This is a genomic window from Mycolicibacterium wolinskyi str. Jessa 2025 (genome assembly GCF_049241375.1).
GTDB classification, from domain to species: Bacteria; Actinomycetota; Actinomycetes; order Mycobacteriales; family Mycobacteriaceae; genus Mycobacterium; species Mycobacterium wolinskyi.
In genome coordinates this window covers 2,676,343-2,693,760 of sequence record NZ_CP185960.1, presented here as the reverse complement: position 1 = coordinate 2,693,760, position 17,418 = coordinate 2,676,343, and the positions used below count along the sequence as shown (strand labels likewise).

The following is a 17,418-nucleotide window of genomic DNA, read 5'->3' as shown; positions in this document are numbered from 1 at the left end:
TGCGGTTGTCACTTTCGGACGAGCCATTCGAATGGCTTGAGGTGTTCTGGATTCTCGGTGTAGATCAATTCCGGATGCCACTGCACTCCGAAACAGATCTCGCCTTCGATTGCCTCGACGACTCCGTCGGGGCTCCACGCGGTCGCCGTGAGCGATCCGGTGTCGGAAATAGCTTGGTGGTGCTGGGAATTCACCTCGGTGAGGTTGGGAAATAGCTCTCCTGCGAGCGACCCCTCCTTGATCTCGACGGCATGGCGGATCGACGCGTAGCCGCCGTCCACGGTGTCTGCCATGTGTTGGCGCAGGCCATTGGCAGGCAGGTCCTGATGCAACCGTCCGCCGTGCGCCACGGCCAACAACTGCGCACCGCGGCACACGCCGAATGCCTTGATACCGCGCCGCATCGCACGTTCGAGGATCGCGATTTCGACCAGGTCACGCTGTTCGTCAACGCCCATCAGGGTGGCCCTGGTGGTTTCGCCGTAGCGGCGGGGATGGATGTCCCCGCCGCTCAGCAACAGCAGCGCGTCGATACGTTCGGCCAGCCGCAGTGCCCGATCTGCGTCGAGCGTCGCCGGAATGAGCACCGGCGAACCCTCCGCGCGGACAACCGCGTCGATGTAGTTCCGGTGGCTCGCCAAATAGCCATCGGGGCCGAGCCCACACACAACGCCGACGACTGTCATAGTTCGAGCAGGTACCTTCTGCGTTCGTTGTCGGAGACCAGCAGGTGGTCGGCCTCCCACTCCTTGAGCTTCATCTCGGTGTATTCGCTGACGAACGCCGGTGAGAATGTCTTGTGCACCAGGGGATCCGATTGGAATGCCTCGATGGCTTCCAGAAGAGTGCGCGGCAAAACCGGTGCATCGGAGTTGTGCGAGGCCTGCTCCAACGGCTTGCCCGGGTCGAGACCTTCCCGGATACCCTCGAGACCGGCGGCGATCATCAGTGCCGAGGCGAAGTAGTAGTTCGCCGCACTGTCGGCGGCCCGGTACTCGATACATGCCCGGTTCTGCGGTAACCGCACCGTGCACGAACGGTTGTTGGAACCATAGCTCACCCGCGTCGGCGCCCAGGAGATCTGCCCGTCGGCCAGCCGGGGAGTGAGCCTGCGGTAGGAGTTCGTGGTCGGGTTGCCCAGCGCGGTGAACGCCGGTGCGTGTTTGAGCACACCCGCGATGAACTGGTACGTGGTCTCGGTCCACTCCCCCGCGGTGTCACCTCGCCGGAACGCGTTGCGCCCGGTTTCCAGGCTCACCAAGCTCATGTTGAGGTGTGCGCCGGAGCCCCACATGCTCGCGTATGGCTTGGGCATGAAGGTGGCGAGCAGTCCACACTCTTTGGCAATCTGTTTCACCGCGAAGCGAAACAGCGTCATCCGGTCGGCCATTTCGAGCACCGGGGCGTGTCCGATGCTCAGTTCGTATTGACCGTCACCGCCCTCGTGCCCGAAGGCATAGACACCGAAGTCCAGTTCGCCGAGGTACCCGACGAGCGTGTCGAGGAATTCCGAGGCGTCCAGCGTCGCCTCGACATCGTAGGCCGGCGACGGTTTGAGCGATCCGCTGCGCGCGACGGGGACGAGCCGGTCGTGTCCGCCGTCAAGCGATTCGGGCCGGAACACGTAGAACTCGGGCTCGACGCCCAGGTGCACCGAGTAGCCTTGCGCGGCGGCCGCTTCGACCTGTGTTCGAAGCGCATTGCGTGGGCACAACGCGAACGGCTCCCGCCCGCCGTAGCTCATGTCGGCGATCATCCACGCGTAACGACGGTCCCAGGGCAGGATTTTGAGAGTCGATAGATCGGGCACGCCGACGACCTCGTCCTCGGTCGGGTTCATGTTGCCGATACCGCCGAAACCGCGAGGTGTGTAGCGCTCGGCGCCCGCGATCAGATCGGCGAAGTGCGTCATCGGGACGATCTTGGATTTGGGCCTGCCCAGCACGTCGATCCAGTTGGCCATCGCGTACTTGACGCCTTGGGCGCCAAGTTCTTTCGCGACTCGCGTGTGCTCGGGGTCGAGGCTGTACAGCGTGTCGTTGCGTTCGAATATGGTGTCGGTCATGCGTTTCTCTCCTTGTTGAGTTGGGTGAGTGCTTCGGCGGCCTGTACGAACGGTTCGAGCGGCGCGCGAGCTACGCCGCCGCCGATCTGTCCGCCGCCGACACCGGCGATAGCGATGTCGAGGTACGGCGTGATCCCGGTCTCGGCGACGCGGCGAACATCGAATCCGACTGGGGTGCCGCGGTAGTCGAGTGCGGGGATACGAAGGTCAGGGTGTTCGCCTGCACAGATGTCGTACATCTCGACGGTGCGGCCGATCATGATCGCGGCGTTGCCACCGCTGGAGCGCTGCAACGGTAGTGCCGCCGCCTGTGCGACTCCCCCGAGTCCGACCACCTCGGTGATGACACTCTCGCCACCCATGAACTCGACGTCCTCCTCGGTGAAGCCCGGATACAACCGGACCGCTTCGAACGTCGGCAGCGGACCGCAGAACCAGTGGTCGCCGGTTCCGGCGACCTGGATGCCGAACTCCTTGCAGGAGAAGGCCATCGATGTGACAAGGGTGCTGCCGACGACGCCGCGCATGGTGTCGGCCATCACCTTGGCAGCAGCCATCGCGAGCCGCAGGAAGAAGTAGTCGCCGCCGGCGAGATAGTCGGCGAGCACGCGCGCGTCGGACGAAGCCGCATCGGTGATGGCCGGCAGCAGCGTACGGGCGAACAAGGCAGTCGCAGCGGCGTTGCGGCTGTGCAGTTCGTCGCCCATCGTCAGAGCCCTGCCGATGATCGGTTTCAGCGGAATGCCACCGTGATGCCGGACGACTCGATCGAGCGCGGGGCCGATCCGGTCTCGCAGATGGTCGAGGTTCTCGCGGGTGGCTTCGGTGTAGGTGCCGTAATTGAGCCGGTCGGCGGTATCGCCTTCGTAGAGCGTGCAGTAGGCGCGGCGACCGGTGCGCGGATCTTCGACCACCAGGACAGGCATGGAAGCCGTCGTCAAGCCGGCCACTGAACCCACGACACCGAGGGTTTGGCAGCCGGCGACCGTGAGCGTGCCCCGCTCGAAGGCGGCTGCCGCTGCGTCCCGATCGGAGGCGAAGCTCTCGTACATCGCCGCCCCGAGCAGTCCGTCGCGCTGGCCCCCGGAGTAGGCCCTGAACGGCAGGGTCGGACCCGAGGTGAGCACGAGATCCTTCCGCATACCGGGTATGACATCCCCGGCAGGCGCGACCGCGATCAGGCGCGGTTCACACGCGAACAATCTCTCCAGTGCAGCGGCATTCGCGTTCGTCACAGTCGCGGCAGGCTGGGCCGGAGCGCTCATGGGTACCTCCATTCAGGGTGTGCAAAAACCTTTTGGCATATGATGGGCAGCATGGATGATTCCGCTAGTTCGATGCTGGCCAGATCGGCAACGTCGGCCGTTCCGTCTTGACAAAACGTTTTGGCTTGTGCTGGTATGGAACCGTAGCGCAGTGAGTTGCGATGGGTCAAGACCCGGATGTGATCGCAGGCACACCACACACGGCCCGACGGTCGGGAGAGCGAGCAATCAATGGCAAACATCAAGGACGTGGCGCGCTACGCCAACGTGTCCCCGACGACGGTGTCGCACGTGCTCAACGGCCGCGGCCGGGTGGCGAAGGAAACCAGGGATCGCGTCCTCGAGGTGGCCGAACGGCTCGGCTACACCGCCAGCGCTCATGCCCAGCAACTCGTCACCCGCCGGAGCAGGATCATCGCCATCCAGATGCCCGACCTCGACGTGAGTGGACGCGGCACCGCGCTGGTCCCCAAATCCGAATCCGAGTACTTCCTCGAATTGATCAACGGCGCCGCCGCGGCGGCCACCGACGCCAGGTACGCGCTGATTGTCGTGTCATCGGGCGTCGACGCATCCTCGATGCGCAGCTTCGGCGTCGACGGCATGATCATCGTCGACCCGAAGGGCTCCGAACAGTTTCTCCAGGGTTCGTTCGCCGACCAGTACCCCGTCGTCACCACCGGCGAGCCGGTCGTCGCGGCGGCCCGACCCTGTTTCGTGGTCGACAACGATCACGAGGCGGCCGCCCGCGATATGCTCGATCATTTTGTCGCCCAGGGTTGCTCACAGCCGGCGATCATCGTGGATACCACGTCGCGGTCCTACATCCGCGACATCCAGCATGCCTACGGCGAATGGTGCAACGCCAACGATGTCCGACCCGCCGTCGTCGCGGTGGCCGAGGCATCACCGAACGAGATGGGCAAGGCGCTGTCGTCGTTGCGCAGTGGGCCCTCCCCCGCCGACTCGATCTACACCAGCTCCGACGAGTGTGCGATCGCGCTGCTGGACGCCGCACGCGAAGCCGGGATCTCGGTACCCGGCGACCTGGCGCTGGCCAGCGCCGTCGACAGCTCGATCCTGCGCGTCACCAATCCACCGGTGACCGGAGTCTTCCTGCACCCCAGGGATATCGGGGCGCGGGCAGTGGAAAGCCTGACCGACCTCATCGCACGAAAGGACCCCGACTGCCAACTGCCACCGTTGGACAGCAATCGAACCCTGATCCCGACGCGACTGGTGGTGCGCGCGTCAACAGCCATGGAAGCGAATCAATGAAAGTTCTGGTGATCAGCGCGAGCCCGCGCGAAGACGGCAACTCCCACCTCCTCGCCGAGGCCGCGTGCGAGGGGGCGAAACTGGCCGGTCACGAGGTGGAACATGTGTTCCTCGACGATTACGTGCACCGCATGCTCGAGAACTGCCGCCGATGCCGGACACCCAGCGGCCTGTGCTCACTCGATGACCGCTACGAAACACTGTTGCTGGACAAGATGTTGCCGGCCGACGGCATCATCTACGCGATGCCGCTGTATTTCTACGGCATGCCGGCGCGGCTCAAAACGGTGTTCGACCGCCTCTTCTGCTACACCGCGAACAGCGCACCGCAGCAGGAACAGGTCGTCGGCGGGATCACGGACAAGACCGTGGGTGTGCTGATCTCCTGCGAGGAGAGCTATGTCGGCGCCACCTCCGGCGTCATCGCGCAATTCCAGGAACTCACCCGCTATCTCGACCAGAGCCTGGCCGGGGTCGTTGTCGGCAACGCCAACAGCCGGGGCGAGATCGCCTGTGACCCAAGTGATCCCTTGTCGCGGGCGCGCGATCTCGGAGCCCGGCTGTTCGACATCCGGGTGACCGACTACCGATTGACGACGGTCCGCTCCAACAAAGTGTGGGAGCCCGCCGAGTGTTTCAGCAGCTGAGCTAGCCTGCGGGCACCACGAGAGCCGGCCGGTACGTCCGCTGCAGGGTCGCGGCCGCGACACTGCCGAGCAGCATCTTCCGTACGGCCGATTGTCCGCGTGAGCCGACGACCAACACCGCGGCCCGGTGTTCGTCGGCGAACGCGACAAGCGCATCGGCGGTCGCGCCCGCCCCCGATCCGCGGAACCGGCGAACGTGGTGGGCGGCCTCCACGTCACTGGTGTCGCCGTCCTCGACCGCGACCGTCAGGATCTCTCGGCCACCGAACAGCTGTGTGGCGGCCTGCACGGCCCGGTCCGCGCCGACGGAGCCGTCGACGCCGACGACGATCGGACCGTCGACCACGGCCTCGTGTTCAGCCGACACCATGTGCTTGGAAACCACGAGAACCGGCTGCGGCGCATGGTGCACGACGAGATCGGACACGCTGCCCATCTTGTGCTCGGTGGCGCCGATGCCGCGGGCCCCGACGATCACGACGTCCGGTTGCAGTTCCTCGGCCACCTGCGCCAGGCCGAGGCCTTCGCCCGCCCAGGTGCGCTTGACGAGCGGCTCCGGCGTCCAGCCGACGGCGCGGGCCAGCGTCACGCCGGTCTCGACCAGTCGGGCGGCCTCACCGTCACTTTCGCTGTCGACCAAGTCGATCAACTCGTCGACGTTGCGCGCCGAATGGCGCAACCGCGCCCGTAAACCCTTGCTGCCGAACGGCGGTGTACACAGGTACAGAATCACCGCCTGTGCGCCGGGGAACAGCTGGCTGCCCGTGCTGATCGCCGCATTCGCGGAAGGAGACCCGTCGTATCCGACCACAACCTTCATGTGCGTCCTCTTCTCGTCCGTTCGTGGTTCCAGGTTAGTTTGCCGCAGGCCGAAAATAAGCAGGTAGCCCACTACGCTCGTCGCGGCTTCGGCGCACCGGCAGGCTCATGCGTATGGACGCAACGTTCGCCGGCACGCCTTACCTCGGGCAGGCCATCGCCGCCGAGGCGGGCGAAACGCTGCGCTCCAAGACTTTCAGGCACTGGGTGTGTGGCGCGGCAGGCGTGAGCGTCGCGGGCGGCGGGATCGTGGCCGCGTTCCTGGCGTTCGCCGCGCCCATCGTGTTGAGCCCCGTCGCGACGCAGCGACTGTTGGCCCGCGGCGGAACCGTGCTCGTCATCTTCCTCGGGGTGGCCATCCCGATCATGCTGTGGGTGCGCCGCCGCCGCTTCGCAGCCAGCACCGCATGGCTCGGCGAAGGCCGCCCGCCGACCGCGGCCGAGCAGCGCATGACGCTGGGTGCGCCCGGCGAAGCGGTTCGGCTGTCCGGGGCCGTCTGGGCTGTGAGTGCAGTCGTCTTCGCATCGCTGGCCGTCACGGAACAGTTGTCCACGTCGCTGTACATCTTCAGCGTGATCGCGCTCGGTGGAGTCTCCACGAGCGCGGTCTGGTACCTGATCGTCGAGCGTGTCATGCGGCCGGTGTCCGCACAGGCGCTCGGCGGCACAACGCCCGAACACCACTTCGGACCGACGATCGAGCGCCGGCTGATGATGGCGTGGACGCTCGCGACGGGTGTGCCACTGTTCGGTGTCGCGATGCTCGCCGTCGGTTATCTGATCGATGTCGGTTTCCGGGCTCAACGCACATTCGCGGCCATTCTCGTGCTCGTCGCGGTGGCGATCGTGGTGGGCCTGTTCACCATTCTGATCGCCGTACGCTCGGTCACCGACCGGGTCGGCGCGCTGCGGGCAGCGCTGGCACAGGTGCAAGCCGGTAACTTCACGGCCCGTGTCACCGTCGACGATGCCAGCGAGATCGGGCGCCTGCAAGCCGGTTTCAACACGATGGCGGCAGGTCTCGCCGAACGCGAACGCATTCGCCATACATTCGGCACTTATGTGGATCGTGCTGTCGCCGAACACATTCTGAACGCGGGCGGCTCATTGCATGGCGAGGAGGTCGACGTCACACTGATGTTCGTCGACGTGCGGGGCTTCACCACATTCGCCGAACGACTCCATCCCACCGAGGTGGTGGCGACGCTCAACCGCCTGTTCGAGACGATCGTGCCGCTGGTGCACCGGCACGGCGGGCATGTGGACAAGTACGCCGGCGACGGGTTGATGGCGGTTTTCGGCGCGCCCTGCCGCCAGCCGGGCCACGCCGATCAGGCGCTCGCCGCCGCGCTGGCGATCGCCACGGCCGTGCGTAGCGAATTCGGCGACATGTTATCGGTGGGGGTCGGGCTGAACTCCGGCCCGGTGGTGGCCGGAAACGTCGGCGGTGCAGGGCGTTTCGAGTTCTCCGTGATCGGCGACGCGGTCAACGTCGCCGCCCGCGTCGAGCAGGCCACCCGCAAGACCGGTGACACCGTTCTGCTCACCGCGGGAACACTCGGGATGCTCACCGATACTCGGGTGTGCTTCATCCAGCGTCCGGGTCTGAAGCTGAGGGGCCGGACCACACCCGTGGCCATCTATGCACCGGTGGCGGTCAAGGCCGACCGGGAGCCGATCCGGGGGCGACCGCCCGCGACACCGTCTGCAGATTGCGTGACGTAGCGACGGTCGCCGCGACAATCGACTGGTAACCCGTACAGCGGCAGAGATGGCCGACGAGTTGCTCCCTCACCTCGGTGGCGGTCAGCACCCGTTGTTCAGCGGCGGCACGGCACACCGCCCACGACAAGGTCACCACCATCCCCGGCGAGCAGAAGCCGCACTGCACCGCCCCCTCGGCGGCGAGCGCGTCGACCAGCTCGCGAAGCGCCGCGGTCGCGACGGTGTTGACCGCTGTGTTGGGCAGTGCGCCGGAAGGCACCACGCACGACGGCGACGGCACCCCGTCGATCAGGACTGTGCACGCGCCGCAATGGCCGGTTCCACATCCGAACGGCGGGGCTATGCCTGCCTGCTCGAGTACGTCCCACAGGCTCGCCGTCCCGCCGTTGGGCAGCACGACGTCGGTACCGTCGATGTCCGCCGACGCCATCAGGCCACCCTCGGGCCGTGCAGATCACGGTGCACCCGTTCGGCGAGTCCGGTGACCATGGCGATGATCTCGCCGTCGATTTCTGCCGAGCGCGGGAGGGCAACCAGTGCGCCACACGCCGCCGTGACGAAGTCGGCGCGATCCGACGACGTGGCCGCGCCGGTCAATCGGTGTACCGCTCCCCCGCTCTGGACGACCAGTGCCGCGCCGCATCCGGGCCCGATCGCGGCGCACACACCGACCTCGACCCGACTCATGCGGGTGCGGGCCGAGACCCGCCGGTAGCTGATCCGTTCCGGTCTGCAGAGTTCGATCGTCATCGCCAGCTTTCGTAGCGAAACCCATTGCCCCATAGCCTGTTCGACCGACTTCCAGTCGGCATCCGCACCGCCCGCACTGACCAGGATCCTGGCACCGGTGGCGACCAGTATCGGGCCCAACTCACGCGGCCCCATGGGCGACATCGCGTTGCCGAGCACCGTCGCGCGGCGCCGGACGGCGGGCGTGGCGAACCATGCGGCACCCTCGTCACCGAACCAGCTTGCGAACTGCGGGTGGTCCACCGGCACCATCGCACCGAGTCGCAGTCCGTCGGCGAGGGGTTCCACATCCCAGGCCTCGCGGACGGTTCGGAGGTGCACCAGGGCGTGCGGGGTGGCTCCGCTCGTGGTGAGCCATGGCTGGACACCGGTACCGCCGGCGACGACGATCGCGCCTGGATCGGCCAGTTCGTCGACCGCCTGGGCCCAGCTCGTCGGATGGATTTCAGCCGTCACGCGCTGTCCTCACACCCGATATCTCCGCGCGCCACAGCGGAATCCGGCTCACCGGCCGCCCGGTCGCGCACCTGACGGCAGCGGCCACCGCCGCCGGCGACGAGACCAGTGGTCCCTCGCCGATCCCTTTCGCCCCCAGTGTCAAATCAGGATGCGGCACCTCGAGTGGTACGGCCACCACATCGGGGACATCGACGGCCGTCGGGAGTAGGTAATCGCCGAATCCGGCCGTTGTCTGGATCCCTGCGGCGTCGACTGTTCGCTCCTCCCACAGCGCGAACCCGATGCCCTGGACCGTGCCGCCGACGAGTTGCCCCCGCACCGAAATTGGGTCGATTGCTCGCCCGCAGTCCTGCGCGCAGACGGCCTGAGCGACCTCGACCTGGCCGGTCACCGTGTCGACGTCCACCGTCACTCGGTGCGCCATCAGTTGGAATGCCTTGTGCGGCCGCGCCGAGTCGGTTGCCGGACCGTCGTAGGTCACCTGGTGTCGCAGCGTGCGGCTGCCCAAGTCCGCGGCGACGGTGGCTGCCGTCCAACCGCGGCCCAACAGCTCGTCAAGTTGGCGACGAACCTCGGCCGAGGCGCGGTGCGCCGCACCGCCACTTGCCATCGTCTGCCGGCTGGCCTTGCTGCCGCCCGCAGTGGGAAACGTCGTCGGTGTCGACACGACCCGGACCGGAACGCCGGGCAACTGCGCGCCGACAATTCGCATGAGCACCTCGGTGACACCCTGTCCGACCTCGGCGGCCGACGACTCCACGTCGGCGCCTGCAGCGGTCAAGGTGACCGCGACGGTGGCCGGGTCCGGTTTCCCATGGCCCAGCCCAGCACTCTTGATCCCCAACGCGACTCCCACACCGCGCCGGTGTGTCGTCCCCCGTCGGACATCTGGAGCGGGAACCGCAAGTGCCGCGTCGAGGACGTCTCTGGGGTCAGCACATCCGGTCAGCGGTTGGCCGGTCGTCGCGAGCGGTTCGCCTGCCCGCAGAAGGTTCTGGCGCCGAAGCGCCACGGGATCGCGGCCGAGTTCGGCGGCGACCGCATCGACGGTCGATTCGATGAGGAAGCAGGCCTGGGTCGCGCCGAATCCCCGCATGGCACCGGCGGGCGGATTGTTCGTATAGACGGCGCTGGTCTTTATATCCACTGCCGAGAAGCGGTAGAGGCCCGCGCTGAAGTCATGGACGATGGCCGACACCGGCGCGGACGTCGACGCATATGCGCCACCGTCGAGCACCGTTCGGACGCGCAGCGAGACGAACTCGCCGTCCGGACGGCACGTCAGCTCCACATCGGTCGTCATCGGATGGCGGCTGGGATGTGCGGCAAGCGATTCCGCCCTGGTGTAAATCATGCGTACGGGACGGCCGGTACGCATGGCCGCCAACACCAGATGTGCCTGCAGGGTGATGTCCTCGCGGCCGCCGAATGCTCCCCCCACACCGCTGTTGTGCACGACGAGACGGCTGGGCTCGATGCCGAGGGCACGTGTCACCTGGGCATGGTCGGTATGAATGTCCTGCGTCGCGATCGTGAGGTGGATCGTGCCGTCTGGTCGCGGAACCGCGACACCGGCCTCCGGCGCCAGGAATGCCGCATCCTGCCTTCCGGTCGACCAGCGGCAGGCGACCGCGATTTCGCCACGGGCGTTGCCACGCCTGGTCCGGTGCTGCACGACCAGATTCCCGTCGGGGCCCACCGCGGGAGCCGACCGGTCAAGAGCCAGTTCGGGATCCGTGACAGCGGGAAGACCCGTCAGCCGCACGGTGATCAGTTCGGCCATTCTCCGCGCGGCTTGAGGTGTTTCGGCGATGGCGAGCGCGACGGCCTCGCCGTGGTGACGCACCTGCTCGTGCGCCAGCACCGGCTGGTCGGCGACCTTCGAGCCGAGCCGCCTACCGGGTATGTCGGCACCGGTCAACACCATGACGGCGCCGGGCACCCGCATGGCGGATGTGGCGTCGATGCGGTCGATCCGGGCGCTGGCGACGGGGCTGCGCACGGTCATGGCATGCAGTTCTGCCGCGGCATGAACGTGAGTCGCGTACCGGAACCGGCCTCTCAGTTTGTCGATCGCGTCGATGCGTATCGCGGTCGCGCCGATCGCGGCTGGAACGCTCCGCGTGGCCATCGGCCGCTCAGGGGTGGGCTTCGCCGGCGTTGGGCAGCACGGGCTCGGCAGGCTGATAGTCCTCACTGGTGAACTCCGCCACCGGTTTCGACTCCGCCAAGCCCGCGTCGACCAGGACCTTCTGTGTCTGTTCGATGCCGTCGACCGAGAAACTTCCGAAGCCGTGCTGCTTGGAGTACTCGGCGTTGTACGAGTCGAAATAGGCGTCCATGCTGAACTTCAGCGCACCGGGATCCACCTCGGGGCACTTCGCCACCAGCCGGTCGTAGGACTGTTGGTAATTGTCCTGCACGTACTTCGCCGACTCGGCCCACGCGGTCACGAATCCCTTTGCGGCATCCGGGTATTCCTGAAGGAACGCATTGTTGGCCAGGATGGTGTGCCCGTAGGTCGGGACGTAATCTTGCATCGGCATGACCGTGAGGCCGGGGCGCTGGTCCAGGATGGCCTTGGTGCTCGCGGTCGGATAGAACACGACGTAGGCGTCGATGTCGCCGTTGAGGAATTCGGCTTCGGTGGCGTCGTCTGAGGGCACCACCCGGACCTTGCCCGCATCGATACCGGTCGCCGTCACGAAAGCGTTCCAGACGGCGCCCTCGAACTGATCGGTCTGCACGGCGAGGCTGCGCCCCTCGAGATCCTTCGGCTGTTTGATGGACGGGTCCGCCAGGATCGTGACCGGGCCGACCGTCGATGCGGCTCCGATGATGGTGAGCGGCATGCCTTGTCCCGCACCGATCACGGCGGGAGGTGCGGAGATGATGCCGAGATCGAATTCCCGTGCGGCCACGAGCGGTACGGTGTCGCTTCCGCCCTGACCGCGGTCATAGGACAGGTCGACACCGTTCTTCTCGAAGTAGCCTTGTTCGATGCCCTCGTTGACCACAGCCCAGTCACCTGAGCAGGTCCATTCGAACGCCATCTTCACCGGCACTGAGCCGTCCGAGGCTGAGGACGACGAGGCCGCCTCGGTCGACGAGCAGGCACCGAGAAGTACGGCCGCGGACGATGCGAGCACAGCAGCGCACCGGGCGCGACCGGAGATTGGGAACATGGTGACTCCTAACGGTTTCGACCTGACGGGTTCGGTCAGGAAATTTCGGGTGTCGGGGGTCAGCGAACGACGGTCTTCCACGGCACGAGGATTCGTTCGCCCCAGACACAGATGTTGAAGAACAGGATTCCGAGCAGGCATGAGAGCAAGGCCAGGACAAAGACGGCCGCGGTGTTGAGTTGCGCGCTGTAAACGGTTATGAGGTAACCGAGTCCGGTTTTCGACCCGATGAACTCTCCGAGCAGTGTGCCGACCACAGCACCCGGCGCAGCCACCCGGAACGACGAGAACAGATACGGCAGGCAGTTGGGAATCCTGATCCGGGTCAGGATCGAGAACTCGCTGGCGTTCGAGAGTTTCATCATGTTGATCAGGTCTCGCTCAACGGATGTGAGGCCGTGGGTCACGTCGACGATGATCGGGAAGACCGCGATCAGGCACGAACAGATGACGATCGGTAGACCGGTGCGGCCGAACCAGATGATCAGAAGCGGTGCGATCGCGACCGTGGGCATCACGCGAATGATGTTGAGGAACGGATAGGACAGTTCCTCGAAGATCGCACTGCGCGCCATCATCACGCCGATCACGACGCCGATCACGATCGCCACGCCGAAGCCGACGAGCGACATCTTCGCGGTCACCCACATCCCCGACAGGAACAACGCGGGATGGTCGAGGAAACTGTCGACGATGGCCGACGGTGCGGGCAACACGTAAGGGGGTACCGCCAGCCAGCGCACCACGATCTCCCACAGCACCAGGCCCGCGCCCAGTACAAGCCACGCGCGGGTGACGCGGAAGGTCGACAACAGCCACCCGGCGCGCTCGGCGGGCGGGATGACCGCGCTGACGCGCGGCTTGTCGGTGAACGGCACTGCCGTCATCTGTTCTCCTCCAACGACGCCCGGATTCGGTGCTGGATCCGCGTGAACTCGGCGGAGTCCTTCAGCTCATTGCGCCGCGGCCGAGGGAATTCGACGTCGATGACGTCGGCGACCCGGCCGGGGTGGGCGGCCATGACCAGAATCTGATCCGACAGGAACACCGCCTCAGCGATCGAATGTGTCACCAGAATGATCGAGGCGTCCGTCGTGCCCCAGATTCGCAACAGTTCGGTGTGCATCTCGTCCCTGGTGATCTCGTCGAGCGCACCGAACGGCTCGTCCATGAGCAACACCTGCGGTTCCATCACCAGTGCGCGGGCCAATGCCACCCGTTGGCGTTGTCCACCCGACAACTGTTTCGGGTAACGCCGTTCGTAGCCCTTGAGACCCACCACTTCGAGTTGTTCGCGCGGGGTTTTCGCGGGTGGCCGCGTGCGGCCCCGCGCGACCTGGATCGGCAGCCGAACGTTGGCCTCGACCGTGCGCCATGGCGCCAGCACGGCATCTTGGAACACCATGCTCATCAGACCCGACTTGCGGGCCTCCTCAGGCGTTTTGCCGAGGATGGACAACTCGCCCTGGACCGATGCGTCGGGCAGCAGGCCGGCGATCGCGCGCAGCAACGTGGATTTGCCGCATCCCGAATGCCCGACGACGGAGACGATTTGACGCGGACGCACCGTCAAGTCGATTCCCTCCACGGCCACGACCGCGGCCTCGCCCCGGCCGTGAACGATGCAGACGTCGCGCAGGGTGACCCGGTCGGACATCGTCATCACGTCCCGTCGTTTGCATCTTGTATCCACAAGAGAGTTGTAGCGGCCGACTTTTACGGCTGACTGCGTGCGACGTTTCCGCTGTGTTTCGCCTTGCGCGAACTGGATTCCGGCGATCACTGCTGCCCAACCTCCGCTCCATCTCGAAGGGATTGCATTTTGGATCCCGCGATGGCGCACCACTCTCGCACCACGGCAACCGCGGCCGCGGCTCCGACCGTCACCGCGTCGGGGTGCGGCGCGAACCGGCTCGTGTGATTGCGCGGAACATCATCCCCGTCGCCGAACAACGACGGCTCCTGGCAGCCGAAATTCCATATGACCGAGGGGATTCCGAGTTGACGGGAGTACTGGCTGAAATCGTCGCTCGCCGGAAGCGGGTCGTCGGGTGAGCGCACGGCCGCAGCACCGAACAGACTTGCCAAGCCGCGGCACACGTTTGCGGTTTCGTCGGGATCGTTGCTGCACGCCGGAATCTCCGAGACAGCATCGATTCGCGCGTGCACCTCGGATACGGCGGCCTCGGCGGCGATGACTCTGTGCATTGCCGATACCAGGCGATCGCCCACCGCGGGTTCGTAGTTACGAGTCGTCACTGTGAAGGTGACGCGATCGGGGATGACGTTGGACGCCGTCCCGCCGTGGATGGACCCGACGCTGAGCACCGCCATCCGCAACGGGTCGATCTCGCGCGACACGATCGCCTGCAGCCGCACGATCATGGCCGCCGAGGCCACGACCGGATCCTTGGCGAGGTGCGGTCGAGACGCATGACCTCCATGGCCGTCGACCGTGATTCGCCACGAACGCTGATGGGACAGAAAGTACCCGGGACGGCAGACGAGCAGACCGATCGGTCCGGACGTCACATGTTGGGCGTAGATCGCGTCGGGCATCCCGGTGGCGTCGAAAAGGCCGTCCTCGATCATGGCTGCGGCACCGACACCGGTCTCCTCGCCGGGCTGAAAGACCGCGACCAGGGTTCCCGACCACGTGTCGCGGCGCCGGTCGAGCTGTGTGAGTGCGGCGACGAGCGCACTGGCATGTACATCATGTCCGCACGCATGCATCACCGGTGTCTGCCGGCCGTCGGGCAGCGTGCCGACTGCTCGGCTGGCGTATGCGAGGCCGGTGAACTCTGGCAGCGGAAGCGCATCGATGTCGGCGCGCATCGCGATGACCGGCCCCCGACCATTGCGAAGCACCGCGACCAGGCCGGTGTCCGCGCATTCGCGCACTGCGGCAGACGTCCGGTTGAGCGCAGCGCGCAAGACCTCCTGGGTCCGATGCTCCTGCATGGACAGTTCGGGATGACGATGCAGATCCCGGTAGAGGTCCACCGCCGACGCAAGGGCGCCGGAGAACTGGTCGCGCAGCTCACGCACACGGCCGTCGACCGCTTGCGGCCCAACGGTCATGAGCCGTCTCCGCCCGGCTGGACCACCACGCCCGGGCCGACCCCGCGGTGCAAACCCGACAGGGTCTCCAGGACCGACCACGCCGTGATGGCCGATGTTCTTCCGCCGGACGCCGGGTCGACGGTGTTGTGGAAGCGGAATTCGTAGCGGCCGACCGCCGACGACCACCGCACCGTATGGTGGGTGCAATCCGCTGCGGGGTCGGCCATCACGATTACCTCCAGCCGGTCGAGGCCCACGGTGGCAAGAGCAAGCGCGACCGACGAGTTCGAGGTACGTGGGTACCGCAGAGCCGCGTCGCGGGCTGAGCCTCGAAACACTTCCACGGGCTCGGCCAGGGCCGGGTCCGCACCGAGCGCCGCGGCCCGCTTTACCGTGATGTGCTGTGCCCGCGCTTCGCCGCGATCGGCTCGTGCCGCGGCCGCCAGGAGGTCGAAACCTCCGATGGCGCCGGCAGGCAGGATGATCCGTCCCGGACCCGACAGTTGTGGCAAGAAATTCGGCTCGGCCAACGCTCCGGCCGAGCACACGACGATGTCTCGGCCCATCGCCACGGTCAGGCCGATGATGGACTGTGCGCTTTCGACGGTGGTCGCCTCGACCACGACATCGCCGGCGCGGATCGCGGCGAGCACCTGTGTCCGTTCACTACGTGAGTTGAGTGCGGTGACAAGGCTGCACCCCGGCACATCGCCACGCGCGAGACCGGCGGCCACCAAACCACCGATTGCTCCCCTGCCCATCACCGTCACGCCCGTCATACCGCCACCGCCGCCCCGTCCCACCGGGGATCTGCCGCAGCCGCACACCGGCTCGTTGCGGTACGCACCAGCGTGTGGCTGGAGCGCGCCTCGAACCGGCCGAGTTCTTGGCCCTCGTGCCGAACATCACCGGGGGCGTCGAGCTGCCATCTCGGTGTGACGAGTGCGTCACCCATGGCCTGTTCTCCGTCGTCGGAAGCGTCCAACAGCTGCGCGACGAGCTGGACGTTCCACGGAACCTGCTGCTGACCGCCCGGTGTCGCGCCGAGTATCCAGCCGTCCCGGTGCCCAATCCCCCACGCGTGCAATGTGGTCAGCGGACGCCGGCCCGCGACGGGAGCGTTGGGGTGCCCCGGTGCGAACGTGAACCCGCGCCCGGCCCGGTTGGACAGGATCAAGTCGTATTCGCCGACCACAAGGCCGCTGCCGTACTGGGGAAACGACAACGAATGAACGAGCACGACCGCGTTGCCCGCTTCATCCACCGCAGCGACTGTCGAAGTACCCTCGGCGGCAGCCGTTTTCGTGTCCGCCAACTCGGCCAGGCTCCGCCGCACATCGCCGGGCCCGACATCGCTGACGACACGGCCGGCCATGGCATGTGTGAGCGCGGGCCCATAGGTCGGCGCGTTGGTCGCCCAGAGCGGCCCCGACTCTGTCTGCACACAGTGTGCGGCCTCCTCGGCCACATCAACCGAAACCAGGTCTGTCGCCGTCAGCATGCCGCCGTGCCGTTGCATGCAGTCGACGACCGCATCACCGACCGGGCCGGTGAAAAGATCGGCACCGCGCGCGACGAACTCCTCCAGTACAACCGCGAGCCCCGGAAGCCGCACCATGTCGCCCACGGTGTGTGTGGCATCGCGCGGCGAGTAGACGCAGCCGTCGGGTTGGTAGCGGTACAGGAGTGCACGTGCCTCGCACTCCAGCGTGGCGTTCATCGGTGACCACCACACACCGCGGCGAGCCAGTTCTACGGCGGGCGCGACGAGCCTGTCGAGCGGTAGCCGTGCGAGCTCGGCGATTCTGCTGTATCCAGCCGGCGCACCCGGGATGCCGACCGAGAGCGGTCCGGTTGCGGGTACCTCCCAGCCGGCAGCTTCGGCGGCTGCGTACAAACCAGCCGACGCCCCGCCGATGGCGACGAGGGAGATGGGGGCCGAAGCACCGGCGGTCACGTACAACGCCACCACATCGCCGGCCAAGCCACATTTGGACGGCAGGGCAACGGTCTCGGACAGCGCTGCGGCAAGCGCTGCGTCGAATGCGTTGCCGCCCGCAAGGAGCGCTGACGCTCCGATCGCGGCTGCCGTCCTCGACCCTGCCGACACCGCGCCGAGGCTTCCCGATGCCACCGCGCGCCGGGCGAGCACGTCGAGCACC

The 17,418-nt window shown here is 66.5% G+C and carries 16 protein-coding genes; 3 read left to right on the top strand and 13 right to left on the bottom strand.

The annotated features are described in order from the left end of the window. Positions 1-8: 8 nt before the first annotated feature. The 3 genes from ACOI2T_RS13245 to ACOI2T_RS13235 are packed head-to-tail and all read right to left on the bottom strand — an operon-like array spanning position 9 to position 3,330. On the bottom strand, positions 9-686 hold the full coding sequence (locus ACOI2T_RS13245) for a gamma-glutamyl-gamma-aminobutyrate hydrolase family protein (protein WP_409501554.1): 678 nt from the start codon (positions 684-686) through the stop codon (positions 9-11). Next, positions 683-2,065: a glutamine synthetase family protein gene (locus tag ACOI2T_RS13240; RefSeq protein WP_409501553.1), complete on the bottom strand. Its 1,383-nt coding sequence runs from the start codon at positions 2,063-2,065 to the stop codon at positions 683-685. Before ACOI2T_RS13240 ends, ACOI2T_RS13245 begins: the two co-directional genes overlap by 4 nt. Beyond that, positions 2,062-3,330, bottom strand: coding sequence for a YlbE family protein (locus ACOI2T_RS13235; RefSeq protein ID WP_409501552.1), 1,269 nt, complete (start codon positions 3,328-3,330; stop codon positions 2,062-2,064). The genes ACOI2T_RS13240 and ACOI2T_RS13235 overlap by 4 nt, the downstream gene beginning before the upstream one ends. A 231-nt stretch (positions 3,331-3,561) precedes the next feature. Between ACOI2T_RS13235 and ACOI2T_RS13230 the strand changes: the two genes are divergently transcribed. Together ACOI2T_RS13230 and ACOI2T_RS13225 are read left to right on the top strand one after the other, a co-directional pair. Further along, positions 3,562-4,608 carry a LacI family DNA-binding transcriptional regulator gene (locus ACOI2T_RS13230; protein WP_085148963.1) on the top strand — a complete coding sequence of 349 codons (1,047 nt, stop codon included), beginning with the start codon at positions 3,562-3,564 and terminating at the stop codon, positions 4,606-4,608. Continuing rightward, positions 4,605-5,255 (top strand): flavodoxin family protein, encoded by a 651-nt coding sequence (locus ACOI2T_RS13225; protein WP_409501551.1) that lies wholly within the window; start codon positions 4,605-4,607, stop codon positions 5,253-5,255. Before ACOI2T_RS13230 ends, ACOI2T_RS13225 begins: the two co-directional genes overlap by 4 nt. A gap of 1 nt (position 5,256) precedes the next feature. On the opposite strand, the gene ACOI2T_RS13220 is transcribed toward ACOI2T_RS13225, so the two are convergent. After that, on the bottom strand, positions 5,257-6,075 hold the full coding sequence (locus ACOI2T_RS13220; RefSeq protein ID WP_409501550.1) for a universal stress protein: 819 nt from the start codon (positions 6,073-6,075) through the stop codon (positions 5,257-5,259). A gap of 113 nt (positions 6,076-6,188) precedes the next feature. Between ACOI2T_RS13220 and ACOI2T_RS13215 the strand changes: the two genes are divergently transcribed. After that, positions 6,189-7,799: an adenylate/guanylate cyclase domain-containing protein gene (locus ACOI2T_RS13215; RefSeq protein ID WP_409501549.1), complete on the top strand. Its 1,611-nt coding sequence runs from the start codon at positions 6,189-6,191 to the stop codon at positions 7,797-7,799. Here ACOI2T_RS13215 and ACOI2T_RS13210 read toward each other — a convergent pair. The 9 genes from ACOI2T_RS13210 to ACOI2T_RS13170 all read right to left on the bottom strand — a co-directional run bounded on the left by ACOI2T_RS13210 (position 7,732) and on the right by ACOI2T_RS13170 (position 17,417). Next, positions 7,732-8,229, bottom strand: a complete 498-nt coding sequence (locus ACOI2T_RS13210) for a 2Fe-2S iron-sulfur cluster-binding protein (protein ID WP_409501548.1) — start codon at positions 8,227-8,229, stop codon at positions 7,732-7,734. The two genes, ACOI2T_RS13215 and ACOI2T_RS13210, sit on opposite strands and share 68 nt — an antisense overlap. Beyond that, positions 8,229-9,005: an FAD binding domain-containing protein gene (locus tag ACOI2T_RS13205; protein WP_409501547.1), complete on the bottom strand. Its 777-nt coding sequence runs from the start codon at positions 9,003-9,005 to the stop codon at positions 8,229-8,231. Before ACOI2T_RS13205 ends, ACOI2T_RS13210 begins: the two co-directional genes overlap by 1 nt. Continuing rightward, positions 8,995-11,139, bottom strand: coding sequence for a xanthine dehydrogenase family protein molybdopterin-binding subunit (locus tag ACOI2T_RS13200; RefSeq protein WP_409501546.1), 2,145 nt, complete (start codon positions 11,137-11,139; stop codon positions 8,995-8,997). Before ACOI2T_RS13200 ends, ACOI2T_RS13205 begins: the two co-directional genes overlap by 11 nt. Positions 11,140-11,146: 7 nt before the next feature. Then, complete coding sequence (locus tag ACOI2T_RS13195) at positions 11,147-12,157, bottom strand: ABC transporter substrate-binding protein (protein ID WP_409501545.1); 1,011 nt, start codon at positions 12,155-12,157, stop codon at positions 11,147-11,149. A gap of 95 nt (positions 12,158-12,252) precedes the next feature. Further along, positions 12,253-13,080 carry an ABC transporter permease gene (locus ACOI2T_RS13190; RefSeq protein WP_409501544.1) on the bottom strand — a complete coding sequence of 276 codons (828 nt, stop codon included), beginning with the start codon at positions 13,078-13,080 and terminating at the stop codon, positions 12,253-12,255. Continuing rightward, positions 13,077-13,856 carry an ABC transporter ATP-binding protein gene (locus ACOI2T_RS13185; RefSeq protein ID WP_067852207.1) on the bottom strand — a complete coding sequence of 260 codons (780 nt, stop codon included), beginning with the start codon at positions 13,854-13,856 and terminating at the stop codon, positions 13,077-13,079. Before ACOI2T_RS13185 ends, ACOI2T_RS13190 begins: the two co-directional genes overlap by 4 nt. Positions 13,857-13,972: 116 nt before the next feature. Further along, positions 13,973-15,274, bottom strand: a complete 1,302-nt coding sequence (locus tag ACOI2T_RS13180; protein WP_409501543.1) for an amidohydrolase — start codon at positions 15,272-15,274, stop codon at positions 13,973-13,975. Then, positions 15,271-16,035: an aspartate dehydrogenase domain-containing protein gene (locus tag ACOI2T_RS13175; protein ID WP_409501542.1), complete on the bottom strand. Its 765-nt coding sequence runs from the start codon at positions 16,033-16,035 to the stop codon at positions 15,271-15,273. The genes ACOI2T_RS13180 and ACOI2T_RS13175 overlap by 4 nt, the downstream gene beginning before the upstream one ends. Next, positions 16,032-17,417, bottom strand: a complete 1,386-nt coding sequence (locus ACOI2T_RS13170; protein WP_409501541.1) for a gamma-glutamyltransferase — start codon at positions 17,415-17,417, stop codon at positions 16,032-16,034. The genes ACOI2T_RS13175 and ACOI2T_RS13170 overlap by 4 nt, the downstream gene beginning before the upstream one ends. Position 17,418 lies beyond the last annotated feature (1 nt).